The organism is Streptomyces sp. NPDC020965 (assembly GCF_044333555.1).
Lineage (GTDB): Bacteria > Actinomycetota > Actinomycetes > Streptomycetales > Streptomycetaceae > Streptomyces.
On the sequence record NZ_JBIRRE010000017.1, the window covers coordinates 1 to 14427 of the forward strand.

13 protein-coding genes are annotated in these 14427 nt (G+C 70.7%); 6 read left to right on the forward strand and 7 right to left on the reverse strand.

The window, feature by feature from the left end; genetic code table 11:
- Window positions 1-187 precede the first annotated feature (187 nt).
- Window positions 188-997, reverse strand: coding sequence for an SAM-dependent methyltransferase (locus tag ACH4S7_RS34290; RefSeq protein ID WP_398525310.1), 810 nt, complete (start codon window positions 995-997; stop codon window positions 188-190).
- 228 nt (window positions 998-1225) lie between these two features.
- A complete protein-coding gene (locus tag ACH4S7_RS34295; RefSeq protein WP_398525311.1) occupies window positions 1226-1798 on the reverse strand; it encodes a TetR/AcrR family transcriptional regulator in 573 nt (190 codons plus the stop codon).
- Window positions 1799-1959: 161 nt separating this feature from the next.
- On the opposite strand from ACH4S7_RS34295, the gene ACH4S7_RS34300 reads away from it, so the two are divergent.
- Window positions 1960-4428, forward strand: a complete 2469-nt coding sequence (locus tag ACH4S7_RS34300) for a glycoside hydrolase family 3 protein (RefSeq protein ID WP_398525312.1) — start codon at window positions 1960-1962, stop codon at window positions 4426-4428.
- 120 nt (window positions 4429-4548) lie between these two features.
- The gene (locus ACH4S7_RS34305; protein ID WP_398525313.1) at window positions 4549-5835 is read left to right on the forward strand and encodes a hypothetical protein; all 1287 of its coding nucleotides are present in this window, start codon (window positions 4549-4551) and stop codon (window positions 5833-5835) included.
- Here ACH4S7_RS34305 and ACH4S7_RS34310 read toward each other — a convergent pair.
- Window positions 5716-6834 carry a helix-turn-helix domain-containing protein gene (locus ACH4S7_RS34310; protein ID WP_398525314.1) on the reverse strand — a complete coding sequence of 373 codons (1119 nt, stop codon included), beginning with the start codon at window positions 6832-6834 and terminating at the stop codon, window positions 5716-5718. The genes ACH4S7_RS34305 and ACH4S7_RS34310 overlap by 120 nt on opposite strands.
- Window positions 6835-7193: 359 nt before the next feature.
- Window positions 7194-7448 carry a DUF6480 family protein gene (locus tag ACH4S7_RS34315; protein WP_398525315.1) on the reverse strand — a complete coding sequence of 85 codons (255 nt, stop codon included), beginning with the start codon at window positions 7446-7448 and terminating at the stop codon, window positions 7194-7196.
- A 361-nt stretch (window positions 7449-7809) separates the two neighbouring features.
- On the opposite strand from ACH4S7_RS34315, the gene ACH4S7_RS34320 reads away from it, so the two are divergent.
- Entirely contained in the window at window positions 7810-8532 is a 723-nt protein-coding gene (locus ACH4S7_RS34320) for a PepSY domain-containing protein (RefSeq protein ID WP_398525316.1), read from the forward strand.
- Between the two features lie 115 nt (window positions 8533-8647).
- A complete protein-coding gene (locus tag ACH4S7_RS34325) occupies window positions 8648-9055 on the forward strand; it encodes a heme-binding protein (protein ID WP_398525317.1) in 408 nt (135 codons plus the stop codon).
- Window positions 9056-9156: 101 nt separating this feature from the next.
- On the opposite strand, the gene ACH4S7_RS34330 is transcribed toward ACH4S7_RS34325, so the two are convergent.
- On the reverse strand, window positions 9157-11382 hold the full coding sequence (locus ACH4S7_RS34330; RefSeq protein ID WP_398525318.1) for an MMPL family transporter: 2226 nt from the start codon (window positions 11380-11382) through the stop codon (window positions 9157-9159).
- A gap of 241 nt (window positions 11383-11623) precedes the next feature.
- Here ACH4S7_RS34330 and ACH4S7_RS34335 point away from each other — a divergent pair, with 241 nt between their 5' ends.
- Both ACH4S7_RS34335 and ACH4S7_RS34340 read left to right on the forward strand, forming a co-directional pair.
- The gene (locus tag ACH4S7_RS34335; protein ID WP_398525319.1) at window positions 11624-12409 is read left to right on the forward strand and encodes a TetR/AcrR family transcriptional regulator; all 786 of its coding nucleotides are present in this window, start codon (window positions 11624-11626) and stop codon (window positions 12407-12409) included.
- 4 nt (window positions 12410-12413) lie between these two features.
- The gene (locus tag ACH4S7_RS34340; protein ID WP_398525320.1) at window positions 12414-12956 is read left to right on the forward strand and encodes a class I SAM-dependent DNA methyltransferase; all 543 of its coding nucleotides are present in this window, start codon (window positions 12414-12416) and stop codon (window positions 12954-12956) included.
- A 95-nt stretch (window positions 12957-13051) separates the two neighbouring features.
- Here the strand turns inward: ACH4S7_RS34340 and ACH4S7_RS34345 are convergent, their stop codons facing one another.
- A complete protein-coding gene (locus ACH4S7_RS34345) occupies window positions 13052-13255 on the reverse strand; it encodes a cold-shock protein (protein WP_398525321.1) in 204 nt (67 codons plus the stop codon).
- 241 nt (window positions 13256-13496) lie between these two features.
- Entirely contained in the window at window positions 13497-14279 is a 783-nt protein-coding gene (locus tag ACH4S7_RS34350; protein ID WP_398525322.1) for a phosphotransferase enzyme family protein, read from the reverse strand.
- Between the last annotated feature and the right edge of the window lie 148 nt (window positions 14280-14427).

The window sequence follows — 14427 nt, forward strand, 5'->3', positions numbered from 1 at the left end:
CATCTTCGACCTCGCCGACTACGGCGTCGTCGGCGACCTCTTCACCGTCGTCCCCCAACTCACCGAAGAGATCACCACCCGCAAGAACTGACACCTGCCCGGAGAGCCCGCTCCAGGGCCCGGCTCCGGAGTGCGACGCGTGCCCCCGCCCGGTTTCGGGTGGGGGCACGCGTCGGACCGTGGCGGATCAGCGCTTGCGGGCCACCGCCCCGTACATGGCGATGTCCCGGTCGTCGTAGGGCTGCTGGGTGGCGTCGGGGCGCCAGTGGTGCACCTGGCACAGCCCCGGTTCGACCAGGTCCAGGCCGTCGAAGAACGCCTCGGCCTCCGCGCGGTCGCGCAACCGCATGGGCATCCCCCGGCGCTCGTACTCCGCCGCCACCCGACCGACCTCGACGGGGGCGAAATCGGCGGTGCCGATGGTCGCGGCCAGGAAGCTGCCCGGGGGCAGCGGGGCGAGCAGCCGCCGGACCAGGATGTGGTCCTCGGGCGGGAGCATGAAGTGCAGAATGCCGATGATCATCAGGCCGACGGGTTCCCGCAGGTCCAGGATCTCCTGGAACTCCGGTGAGCCGATGATCTCATCGGGGTCGCGCATATCGGCGTCGACATAGGCGGTCCGGCCCTCGCGCGAGCTGGTGAGCAGCGCCTGTGCATGGGCCAGCACGATGGGATCGTTGTCGACGTAGACGATGGCCGCGTCCGGCCGCTCGCGCTGCACCACCTCGTGCAGATTGGGCGAGGTCGGCAGCCCGGTGCCGATGTCGAGGAACTGGCGGATGCCCTCCTCCCGCGCGAGATGGCGTGCTGCGCGGTGCATGAACTCCCGGTTGGCCCGCATATGGACCGGCAGTGCGGGCCATTCCGCGCACATCGCCTGCCCGGCCTCGACATCCACCTGATAGTGGTCCTTGCCGCCGAGTATGTAGTCGTACACCCGCGCGGAATGCGCCCGCCTCGTATCGATCCGGTCCACCGCACGCCCCTTGTCCGCCATACCCGCGACTCCCGTCGGTCCGCGGGTGATCCGGTGCGCAGGGGTCCGCACGCCCCTGCCCCGTACCCGGGGACCCGGCCGAGCATAGTCGCGGGTCCGCATGCCTGGGACCGGCGACCGTACGCACGGCGGACGACCTTCCCCAGACCTCCCCCGGCCTTCTCCTGGGCCTCTCTGCGGCCCCCGCCCGCGCCGTCTCCCGCGCCCGCTGCGCAGATTGACGGGCAGTCAGGCGTCGCGCGGTGCCAGCAGCGCCAGGAAGTCCCGGAAGGCGGCGGGCATGTCGACCGCTTCGGGGTCGAGCAGCCACTGGTACTGGAGACCGTCCAGCACCGCGGTCAGCAGGGGGGCCGCGCGCTCCGGGGTGAGCCCGCCGGGGAGTTCGTCGCCGAACTCGGCGCGCAGCACGGCCGCCATGCTGGCGCGGACCTGACCGTAGCGGCGGGTGAAGAAGTCCTGCGCGGGATGGCCGTCGGTGACGCTCTCGCCGAGCAGCGCGGAGAAGGTCTGGACGATGCCGGGGCGCATCGCGTTGTACTCCACGAGGGAGTCGAGGAGTTCGATGCGCCAGGCGCCCGACGAGCGGGGGGCGCCGCCGGTGTCCCACTGGTCGCGCTCCTCCAGGACGGCGACGAGGAGTGCCTCCTTGGTGGGGAAGTAGTGCAGCAGACCCTGTTGGGTGAGGCCGACCCGTTCGGCGACCGCGCCGAGTGATGCTCCCCGGTAACCGCGTTCCGCGATCACTTCGAGGGTGGCGCGGAGGATCTCCGCACGCCGCTCCTCGCTTCTGGCCCTGGCCATCGTCCTCGGCCCCTCTCCGTCGCCCCGCTCGACTCGCCGCCGTCAGGACCGTACGCCATAGAACATATAACGTAATAATAACGAACCCTACCGACCTACAGGCAATCGGGCACCATGGGAGCACCACCCGCCGTGCGGGACTTCTCCGAGGAGGTACCACCGTGGCTGACGCACCCGTCCCCGCGCCCGACCGCGCCAAGGCCGTCGAAACCGCGCTCGGCAGGCTCGACCTCGACGCCAAGGCCCGGCTGTTGGCCGGACAGGACATGTGGTCGCTCCCGGCCCTGCCCGAGATCGGGCTCGCCTCCCTCGTCATGTCGGACGGCCCGATCGGGGTGCGCGGTGTCCGCTGGACCGCCGATGACCCCTCGGTGGCCCTGCCCTCTCCCACCGCGCTCGCCGCCACCTGGGACCCGGCCCTGGCCCGCCGGGCCGGGCGGCTGCTCGCCCAGGAGGCCCGCCGCAAGGGTGTGCACGTACTCCTCGCACCGACCGTCAATCTGCACCGTTCACCGCTGGGCGGGCGGCACTTCGAGTGCTACTCCGAGGACCCGCTGCTCACCGGCGGGATCGGCACCGGCTATGTCTCCGGCGTCCAGGACGGCGGCGTCGGGACCACCGTCAAACACTTCGTCGCCAACGACGCCGAGACCGACCGGTTCACGGTCGACAACGTCGTCACCCCGCGCCCCCTGCGCGAGCTGTATCTCGCGCCCTTCGAAGCCATCGTCAAAAATGCCCACCCCTGGGGCATCATGGCGGCCTACAACCAGGTCAACGGCGCCACCATGACCGAACACCGCTACCTCCAGAACGAGGTCCTGCGCGGGGAGTGGGGCTTCGACGGGTACATCGTCTCCGACTGGCTCGCCGCCCGTTCCACCGTCGCCGACATCACCGGCGGCCTCGATGTGGCCATGCCCGGACCCCGGACGGTGTACGGCGGGGCGCTGGCCGCCGCCGTCCGAGCCGGCGAGGTCGAGGAGTCCGTCGTCGACGGCGCGGTACGGAACGTGCTGCGGCTCGCCGCCCGGGTCGGTGCCCTCGACGGTGTGGACCCGGTCGTCACCGACCCACCCGCCGGGATCGACGGCGCGGCACTGGCCCGCGAGATCGCCCACCGCTCCTTCGTGCTGGTCGCCAACAGGGCCGTGGCGGGTGCGGGCGGCCCGGTGCTGCCCCTCGACGCCTCCCGGGTGCGCCGCGTCGCCCTGATCGGCGCCGCCGCCCGGGACGCCCGGGTACTCGGCGGCGGCTCCGCGACCGTCTACCCCGAACGGATCGTCTCCCCGCTCGACGGCCTCACCGCCGCGCTCCCCGACGGCTGCCTGACCTACACGGTCGGCGCCGATCCGAGTGAGGGGCTCACCGCCGCCGAGAAGGGCTTCTCCCTCGGCGCCCGCTGCCGCGACGCGGACGGCACGGTGATCGCGGACGCCGCGCTGCCCAGCGGCCACATCCAGTGGATCGGTACCGACCTGCCGGTCGGGGTCACGCACGACAACCTCCACTCCGTCGAGATCCACGGCGAGTTCACCCCGCGCGAGAGCGGCGAGCACACCTTCGGCACCCGCGGTCTCGGCGCCTTCACGCTCACCGTGGGCGGCGAGGTGCTCTGGGACGGCGCGCAGCCGATGGGTGACGAGTCCGACCCCTTCGCAGCGTTCTTCGGCGCCCCGACCGACCGCGGCCGGGTCCGGCTGACCGAGGGCGAGCCGGTGGCGGTCTCGCTGTTCCACCCGGTCCTCAAACCGGCCGGTGAGTCGCTGGCCGGGGTCGTGTTCGGGCTGCTGCACGAGGGGCCGCGGCAGGACCCGGACGAGTTGATCGCCGAGGCCGTCGCGGCGGCGCGGGACGCCGACACCGCCGTCGTGGTCGTCGCCACCACCGAACAGGTCGAGTCCGAGGGGTTCGACCGCGTCAACCTGCGGTTGCCGGGCCGGCAGGACGATCTGGTACGGGCGGTCGCGGCCGTCAACCCGCGCACGGTCGTCGTGGTCAACGCCGGCTCGCCGGTGGAACTGCCCTGGCGCGACGCGGTCGCGGCGGTCCTGCTGAGCTGGTTCCCCGGCCAGGAGGGCGGTACCGCGCTCGCCGACGTCCTGCTGGGCGCGGAGGAGCCCGGCGGACGGCTGCCCACCACCTGGCCCGCCGTGCTCGCGGACGCCCCGGTCACCGAGGTCGTCCCGACCGACGGCGCGCTCCACTACCGCGAGGGCCTCTTCATCGGCTACCGCGGCTATGACCGTGCGGGCACGGCACCCGCGTACGCCTTCGGTCACGGACTCGGCTACACCACCTGGGAGTACGAGTCCCTGGAGGTCACCCCGGACAGCGCGTCGGTCCGGGTGCGGAACACCGGTGGACGACGCGGACGTGAGGTCGTGCAGATCTATCTCGCCCCGAGCACGGACGGCGAGTTCGCGCGCCCGGCACGCTGGCTGGCCGGGTTCGCCGTGGTCGAGGCGGCGGCGGGCGGGACCGCCGAGGTCGAGATCGCCCTGCCGCGCCGTGCCTTCGAGGTCTGGGACGAGCGGGCGGACTCCTGGACGTACCTCCGTGGTCCGTACGAGGTCAGGGCGGCGCACGCACTGGACGACGAGCGCCTCAGCGCCACGCTGGAGGTCTGACCCCGTCATCCGGGCACCGGTCCCCGGAGCGGTCCCTCGCGCGGACCGCTCCGCGACCGGCCGCCCGCTGGGGGGCGCCGAGTCTGTCCACCCCGCGCCGACGGCTGCTAGCTTGCCGTCATGCTGCACACATCACGTACACAACTGACCGTGTTCGGCGCCATCCTGGCGGTTCTCGCTACCTTTCTCCTTCTCGGCCCGACCGCGACGGTGGCCCGGGCCGCGACACCGTTCGCGCCCGTCGACCCGGCGACCGTGGCCGCGTTCCAGCTCAGGGCCGGGAACACCTTTGCCGACTACGGCAACGCCATCGCCGCCGTCGAGTCCCAGGGGGCGGTCACCGTCCGCAACGCCACTCAGGTGCTCACCTCGGGCGGCCGCACCGGCCGTCCGGGGTTGTGTCACGGCACCGGACTCAACGCCCAGCTCGGTCCGACCGGCTTCTGCTGGGACGTCGCCGACGACACCTCCAACTCGTACACCGACGCCGGGGGCTGGACCCCGCAGGGCCTGACCGGCTCCCACGACGCCCAGCCGAACGGCCTGTGGGAGGGCCGCACGGCCTTCCTCGCCTCCTGGCACTTCGGCCGCGGTATGCAGGGCCCGAATCCCGTCCCCAACGAGTTCGCCAGGACCACCCTCGTGAACACCGAGGGCGGCCAGGTCCGGTACAACCACCTGCTGCTCGTGCGACCCACCCTCGGCGCGGACGGGAAGGGGAACTTCACCAAGGTGGCCGCGCACGCCGACGGTGTCGTCTGGTACGGCAACAAGGTCTTCGTCGCCAACGGCCGCTGGCTCCAGGTCTACGATCTGCGCCACATCTGGAAGGTCAACTCCAGCACCGAGGCCGTGGGAGTCAACGGCGCCACCTCTTCGGCCCGTTGGAGCAACTACGCACTGCCCATGATCGGCGAGTACGTCACCAGCGCCGACGGCGGGGCCTGCGCGGTCACCGCCGGTGACCGGCCCTGCCTCAACTCGCTGAGCCTTGACCGCACGGGTCAGGACGGCCTGGTGTCCGCCGAGTACAAGCAGGGCGCGGCCGGCGGTCGAGTGATCCGCTGGGCGCTGAACGCGGACACCGCGCTGCCGCACGGACACGCCACCACGGCCCACTCCTCACCCATCTGGGCCATGCAGGGTGCGGCCACCGACGGCACCGACTGGTATCTCGCGGGCGACTGCCCCACGAACGTGGGTGGCGGATCGGGTGACCCCTCCGGGGCCCGCTTCTCCTGCATCCACAAGACGCGTCCCGGCATCGCACCCCACGTCCTGACGACGTCACCGGTCTACACCCAGAACCTCGGCTACGCACCCGCGACCGGCCGGATCTGGGGCCTCAACGAACGGATCAACTCCACTACCGGAGTACGGGTGGTCTTCTCCATCACCCGTAGCTGAGCCCGGCGCACCACCCGGCGGGGGGCCACACGGAGTGCCGGTCCTGGCCTGACGGCTGAGGCGGCGGTACTCACTGGGCGGCATCCCGTACGCCGCACGGAAGGCGCGGGTGAAGTCGGCGGGGCGACTGAAGCCGCAGGAGGACGCGATGACATGGATGGGACGGGAGTCCAGCGGGGCGTGGGCGAGGTGGTGGCGGGCCCGTTCCAGGCGGCGGTCGCGGACGAAGGCGGCGACGGTGGTGCCGTGCTGCTGGAAGTGGCGGTGCAGGGTACGCACGGAGAGGTGATGGGCGGCCGCGATGCGCCCGGGGGTCAGTCCGGGGTCGTCGAGGTAGCGGTCGATGAAGGCCGTCAGCCGTAGGGCCAGGGCATGCCGACCGCCCTCGGTGGGCCCGCCGGCAGCGAGTTGGTGGGCGAGGAACGCCGTCACCAGATCGAGGGTGATGGCGGACAACCGGGACACATCGGCGGGCGTGTAGGTGGCGCTGTCATCGGTCAGCCGGCTCACGAACCGGGTGAACAGGGCGCCCACGCCGTGCCGTCCGGGCAGTCGGGTGGCGAGTAGCCGGTCAACGGCCGGCACAGGCAGCAGGAGAAGGGCCCGAGGCACAACGACCTCCACCAGCTTCGTGCGTCCGCCGGGGGTGAGCAGCCCCGGTTTGGTATTGGTGTGGAGCAGTAGATCCCCCACGCCGATGGTCGCTTCCCGACCCGACTGACCGACGGTGGCTGTGCCGGTCCTGACGAAGGACAGGACGTACCGTCCGGGGTCGGCGTGGTGGAGCTGCCGCGGAGGTCGGTGGGACCGTACCGATGGGCAGGTGGACTCGGAGATCTGAATGGAGCCGAGGTCCAGCCGCCGGAGCGGGGCGCTGAAGTCGTCATAGCAGTCACCGCGCACATGCACGCGAGCGTGGCTGGCGCGGACCGGTTCCCTCCATGAGTCGCATCGGTCCCGGGTGGGCAGGCTCTCGCCCCGGAAGACGGTCTCGATCACTGATATCCCCCTTCAGCGCGGCCCAAGGGCTGTCCCGTGATCCCTGGCGGGCGCACGACGGATTACGCGACAGCCTTGAGGAGTGGGTTGCGGAAGTTCCGCCTTGCACGCGTCGTCCAGTTCAGTGCCGCGCCGGCGCTGTCCACCGGCTCGGCAGTGCCGTCGACGATGCTAGGTGCGCTGCTACGACCCCCGCTTCTCGATTCCTGATCGATCCGACCGGCCGATGCGGAACGCGGGCCACCTGTTTCGGACCGTCGGCCATCTGTTGCGGCACACCCGGTCACATGCGGCCGTCGCGCACACACCGCCCAGCGCGTCGCCGACTCCCCCGCTCCCCTCTCATCGGATCGGGCCGGTCATAGATCGATGAGCAGGGCGTAGGCCAGGAAGAATGCGGCGAACAGCAAGACGATCACGCTGAGCACGATGAGCGGGCCCTTGCCCCACCCCCTGCTCTGGTCGCCTCGTGGCCCCGTTTCCGAGCCCGTGCTGGACTCGGCGGGCGGCGTTTCCCCAGGCGGCACTCCACCCCGGGCGGGACCCGGCGAAGAGGCGGGATACGGATCGGGGCTTCCCTTCGCATTATCGTCCATGTCGCTCAATCTGCCCATTTCGGTCGCTCCCCAATCAGCCGGACCGGAGCCATCGGCGCGGCGGGGTCCACAGGTGCTCAGGCGCGGACCGGACTGGCGCGGCTGGCTCCCGATGTCGCCGCAGGTCGACACCTGACGACGCGGCGCGGAGGAGAGGTGGGGCCGATCGAGTGGCGCCGCCTGGCGACCGGCTAGGAGTAGCGGGTGACGGGTTACGGGTGGCTGTATGCCCCTTCACCACAGCGGAATCCCGTCCGAACTCCACCGCAGCGGAGCTCCGTCCGAACCAGGTGCCCATCGCCCTGACGCCCCACCGCCCGGAGGTCCGAGACCTACCGCGCACGCGCGTCCGGGCCGGGGGCGCACCCGTGCGCGACGCTTGTTCCCGGTCCGCGCCGCCGCAGTGGTGTGTGCCGTCGCCGTCGCCGTTCCGGTGGTCACCGGCTGCGGGAGCGAACGCGCGGATTCGGTGGTCTCTGCGGCCGAAGCCACCCAGGACGCTTCCGCCACCCCTTCGGCCGCGGCGTCCCTGTCCTCGGAACGGGCCCAGCGCAGAACATTGGTCGAGTCCGCGAAGATCGGCTGGGACAAGGCGGCGACCACGGCCACCGGAGAGGTTCCGCAGAGTGAGCTCGTCGAGCTGGACCTGGGGCGCGGGTCCAGCAGTACTGACCCTTCACACGACACGGACGCCACGAACGACACGAACACCGCGTCCCCCAGCGCCTCCCCGGGCCCCGGCACCCCGCAGTGGACGGCGACGGTGGCCCTGAAGGACGGCACCGCCCACCAGGTGACGATTGACGCCGTCACCGGGAAGGTGCTGTCGTCCCGTCTCGAACAGGGCCAGGACACGGGCGACAAGCAGGAGCTCGCGGGGCTGCTCGCCCAGGCGACCCTGACCCCGCAGCAGGCAGCCGCAACGGCCACGGAGAAACATCCGGGCACCGTCACCGGGCTTCAACTGGACGACGGCGACGACAGCGGCAACGACGTCGTCTGGGAGACCGAAGTGGCCAACACGGGCGACTGGACGGAGGCCGACATCGAGATCGACGCGGTCAGCGGGAAGATCCTGCGGGAACGGATCGACCAGGACTGACGGGCTTCGGCCGGATCGGTACCGTCCCGGGCCCCTGCGTCACTCGGGTGCTTCTTCCCCGTCCGACGGCGTGGCGGGCCAGCGGGAGGAAGAGGGGCAGCAGGCTGAGTGCGTGATGAAGTTCGAATCTGTGACTCTTGACGACGCACGACGCGTCATGGCCGCCGGCGAAGCCAGGGCTGCGGAACTCGGTGTGCCGTGCAACATCGCGGTGGTCGACGCCGGGGCCCATCTGGTGGCTCACATCCGGATGGACGGCTCCCAACTGGCGAGCATCGGCCATGCCATCGACAAGGCGTTCACGAGTTGTGCTTACCGCAGGTCCACCGAGGCGCTCGGGCGCGATGCGCAGCCTGCGGGACCTCTCTACGGCGTGGCCAACTCCCAGCAGGGGAGGGTGGTCGTCTTCGCCGGCGGCATCCCTCTGGTCCATGAGGGCAGGGTGGTGGGGGCCATCGGAGTGAGCGGCGGCACCATCGACGAAGACCACGCGGTGGCCGAGGCGGCGGTGGCCGCGTTCTGACCCGACCCGCGTCCTGGGCACGGTCTGCGCTCCACGCGTGACCGCGCCCGCCTCCGGTGTGGGTGGAGGCGGGCACGGCACGGTGCGTTGTCCTGGCCCGGTCAGACCTTCGCCGGGTCCTTCACATACGGCGATGCGGTGACGGGCTCCGGCGCCGGGCCGGCTTCGCTGAGGCCGAACCGCCGGTGGAACCTTCGCAGGAAGCCGGGTGCGTACCAGGCCGAACGGCCGAGCAGGCGCATCGCCGCGGGTACGAGGATGCCGCGTACGGCGACGGCGTCGATGAGGATGGCGAGGCCGGTGCCCAGGCCGAACAACTGCATGAAGCTGAGCTTGGCCGTCCCGAAGGCGAAGAAGCTCACGGCGAGCAGACAGGCCGCCGCGGTGACGATGCGTCCCGTGTGCCCGAGGCCGTTGACCACGGCGGACTCATTGTCCTCGCCCAGGTCGTGGAGTTCCTTGATACGGCTGGTGACGAACACCTCGTAGTCCATCGAGAGGCCGAAGGCGATGCAGAACATCAGCACGGTCATGGACACCTCCATCGGCTGCGCCGTGAAGCCGAGCAGGGAGGAGAGGTTGCCGTCCTGGAAGATCCAGGTCATGACGCCGAGGGTCGCCCCCAAGCTGATCATGTTGAGGAGCAGCGCACGCAACGGCTGTACGACGCTGCCGGTGAACAGGAAGAGCAGGAGGAAGGTGGTGAGGGCGACCAGGGCCACGGCGATCGGGAGCCGGCTGCCGATGGAGTCCTTGGAGTCGACCAGTTCGGCGTCGACTCCGCCCACCAGGGGGCTCGCTCCGGCTGGCGGGGTGACCTCCCGCACCTTCTTGACCAGGCTCTGGGCCTGGTCCGACTTGGGTGCCAGATGGCTCACCACATGGACCTGCTGTGCGTCGGGACGGCCGAGGGCGGCGTTGCCGGGGCCGCTCGCCGTGGTCCGTCCGTCGGCGTAGGTTCCCGTGCTGGCCTCGACGCGGACGACGCCCTTCAGCTCGGAGAGTTCGGCCGCGTACGAATCCAGGGGGGCCTTGGCCACGGAGGTGCCGAAGACGACGAGAAGGGCCGCGTCGTCGTTGCCGCTGAACTTCTCCCGCAGTACCGACGAGACCTGGCGGCTCTCGGCACCCTCGGGGAGCACGCGTTCGTCCGGTGTGCCGAAGGTGATGCCCAGCAGTGGGCTCGTCGCCAGCAGCAGGACCGCGAGCACGGGCAGCGCGGTGAACACAGGTCGCCGCATGACGGTGCGGGCCAGCCGTCCCCACAGGGGCGCCCGGGTGTGGGAGCGTCCCGGCTTCACCCACGGCAGCCGCCCGCTGTTGACCCGGTGCCCGAGGACGACGAACAGGGCCGGCATGACGAACAGGGTGCTGACCGCCGCGATGACGACGACGCCGACCCCGGCGTAGCCGAACGAGCGGAGGAAGTACTGCGGGAACACCAGGAGTGCCCCGAGCGCCGCGGCCACCGTCGCGGCGGAGAAGGCGACCGTACGGCCGGCGGTACGCACCGTCTGCCGGACGGCGTCGTCCACGCTCGCCCCTGCCGCGAGCTGTTCCCGGAATCGGCTGATCATCAACAGGGCGTAGTCGATGCCGAGGCCCAGGCCCAGTGCCGTGGTCAGGTTGATCGCGAAGAGGGACACATCGGTGATACTGCCGAGGACGAAGAGTTCCGCGAACGTCCCCATCATGGCGATGATTCCGATCAGCAGCGGCAGCAGGGCCGCGACCAGACTGCCGAAGACGATCAGGAGCAGTACGAGGGTCAGCGGGATGGCGATGGCCTCGGCCAGGAGGAGGTCCTCGCCCGACTGCTCCCCCATCTCGCTGCTCACGGCGGCGCCGCCGCCCGCCTGGACCGTGAGTGTGCCGTCGTACGGTCCGGTGTAGGTGTCGATGACACTCTTGGCGTTCTCGTTCTGCTCGGTGCCGTCGCCCTTCACATGGATGAGCACCGTGGCTTCGCGGCCGTCATCGGAGCGGAGGGCGGGGCTGTCCGTGTCCCAGTACGAGATCACGTTTCGGAGGTTCCGCTCCTTCTTGAGTTCGGCCACCAGGGCCCGGCCGCTCCGTTCGGCGGCCGGGGTGTCGACGCGGCCTTGGGCGGCACGGACGAGGAGGACCAGATTCGTCTCTCCGCCGAACTTCTCGTCGATGACCTCTGCGGCTCGGGTGGACTGGGAGGCCGGATCGTCGTAGCCGCCGCCCAGCAACTTGCCGAACGCGCCGGCCCCCAGGGCGCCCATGAGGGCCACAGCCACAACGGCGACGACGAGTATCAACCGCGACCGGCGAATCGCCAGTTCGGCTATGCGTTCAAACACGCACGATCTCCTTTGGTGTCCATGCGGTGAAAACGACGTGAAGCAGCCGTTGTTGACCCACGGGGTGCCGGCGCGGTGCGCTGCGGGGTCGCTCTCCGCCCCGTCAGCAGGAGGTGCGCTGTCGCACTCTCGCCGCTGTGAACGACGTTAGTGAGGCAACAGAAGATTTGGCAGTGTTAGATTTTCCTCACAGGGGGCATTTTTCTTGGCGTCACCGGGGTCACCGTCGTACGGTCGCCGCATGTCTGCCGAGGAATCCGTGACGACCCCGCCCACCCTGCGCCAGCGACGCCGGGCCGCCGCCACCCACGAGATCCTGGACGCCGCCGAGCGCCATATCGACCAGCACGGGCCCGCCGCCCTGTCCCTGCGCGCGGTCGCCCGCGCGCTGGGAATGACCGTGCAGGCGCTGTACCACTACTTCCCGAGCCGGGAAGCCCTCGTCACGGCGCTCGTCACCAAGGCGTACTCCGACTTGGCCGATGGCGTGCAGGATGCCGTCGACACCGCGGCGGACGACTCGGCCGTGCCGCGACTGGTGGCCGCGACCGAGGGCTACCGCCGATGGGCCATCGCCCACCCCGAGCGCTTCCAACTCCTCTACGGGACGCCGCTGCGGGGCTACGCGGCGCCCGTCGAAGGCCCGACCACCCAGGCGGTGCGCCGGATGAGCGCGATCCTCCAGCGCGAGTTGTTCGACGGGTTCACCCCGGCGCAACTCGCCGCGGCCGACACCCCCGCGCTCTCGCCCGCGCTCCGGGCCCATCTGGAGGGGCTGCCCCTGAGTGGTCTGGGAGAGCTGCCGCCGCCGGCGACCGCTCTCCTGCTGAGCGCGTGGGGACAGTTGCACGGCCTCGTCGTACTGGAGGTGTTCGGGCACGCCTCATTCCTCGGCGACCACCGGGCCGAGATCTTCCGCACGGCCATGGTGAACCTGCTGGCGGACATCCATCGCCGGATCCCCCCGCACCTGGGCGAGCCGGATAAGGCCGACCGGCCTGGCGGAGCGGCGCATGTGCCAAGGTGACCGCATGACGTGGAACGGTGACGAGTACCAGGCCCGGTTCGACCAGATCGCCGCCGACGGAGCGGATGTCCACGGTGAGGCCGCGCTGGTGCGCTCCTTCACCCCCGGCACCGTCCTCGACGCGGGCTGCGGCACCGGCCGGGTGGCGGTGGAGCTCGCCCGTCATGGAATCGCCGTGGTGGGCGTGGACGTCGACGCGTCGATGCTCGCCACGGCCCGGCGCCGGGCCCCGGAGATCCACTGGCACCAGCACGACCTGGCCGGCCTCGACCTGGGCAGGTCGTTCGATGTCGTGGTGATGGCGGGCAACGTCCCGCTGTTCACCCCGGCGGGGACCGAACCGGCCCTGGTGGCCGGAGTGGCACGCCACGTCCGACCGACGGGCCACCTCATCGCGGGGTTCTCGCTGGACCGCGGCTATGGACTGGACGCCTACGACGCGCACTGCCGGGCGGCGGGACTCGTCCTTGAGGCGAGGTACGCGACCTGGTCCCGAGCCCCGTACGACGACGGGGAGTACGCGGTCTCCGTGCACCGCAGGCCCTAGAGAGCGTGCGTGTCAGAGCACGGCAGACGGACACGACCTGAGCGCGCTGAGCCCCCGAAGAGCGCTTCGGGGGCTCAGCGACACGCGTCCAGGGGTCAGGCGGGGGTGATGTTCTCCGCCTGCGGGCCCTTCTGGCCCTGGGTGATGTCGAAGGTGACCTTCTGCCCCTCGTTCAACTCGCGGTAGCCGGAGGAGTTGATGGCGGAGTAGTGGGCGAAGACGTCCGGTCCGCCACCTTCCTGCTCGATGAAGCCGAAGCCCTTTTCGGAGTTGAACCACTTCACGGTTCCGCTGGCCATGCCACTGCCTCTCAGTTCGCTATCGGATCCGCACCACGCGGCTCCGGAGGTGATCGCCTTGGTCCAGCACGGCACAGCAAGACGCCCGCGCCGGAGCGCGGGCAGGCACTGCGAACCACGACATCTGGCAGCGACGCTACACGGTGAGATGGCGTGTCACCAGAGAGCAATGGACACAGGTCCTGAACAATGCCTCCACCTCGCGGTAGCAGCTGATGACCGAGCACGCGCGCGGACGTACTCAGCCCGCGAGCAGGGCGTGCGACCACTGGTCCTCCCGCTCTTCGATGTACTCGGCGTCGGTTCGCCAGGAATCGCCGTGTCCTTCGGCCCACAGCCTCGTCCAGGGCTGCACACCCCGGGCGGCCTGGTCGCGCAGGAAGTCGTGCATGGAACGCGTGCGCCGCCCCAGCAGCGGGACCAGCCGGCGACGTTCGGCTTCGTCGAGGCCGTAGGCGTCGACGAAGCCGCGCAGTCGGTCCGGCGCGTCCGGGCGTTGCCAGTCGGGATGCGCGGAGAGCGGGACGAACCCGTGAATCGCGTACGCGATGTCCCACAGCCGGGAGCCGGGGCCGGCGGTGTCCCAGTCGATGAAGGCCCACTGGTCCGCGTCCCCGACCACGAGGTTCCACGGAGCCAGATCGTGGTGGGCGATGATGTCGCCGCCCTCGGCGGGGATCAACTCCCGCCAGCGTGCGTGGGGTGGTGGCGTGAAGTCCCGGACGGCATCGTGGAACTCCCGGATCAGCCGTGCCGTGCGAGCCAGTCGCCGAGCGGGTTCCAGCAGTGCGAACCGGTCGGGCCAGACCACCTGCCCCGGTATGAAGGTCAGGACCTCGCGGCCCTGGTCGTCGATGCCCAGCGGACGGGGGGCCGCGTTGAATCCCACCTCGTGCAGATGGGTGAGGAGGGCGTGTACCGCGGGAGTCCAGGGGCCGGTCGGGCGGCGCACGGTATCGCCGATCCGGACGACGCCGTCGCTGACGTTGCCGCCCGTCAACGGCTGTTCTTCATCGGGTCGCATCGGGCCAGTGTGGCGAACCGGCCCATCCCCGCTCACCTCATTAATCCGCCGCGTTCACCCCGTGATGGGTGGGCACGGGGGCAGCGGTTCCTGCCCCTCGGGCGGACCGTACGGCGCGCGGGGGCGTCGTGCCGTCCGCCGTACCGTG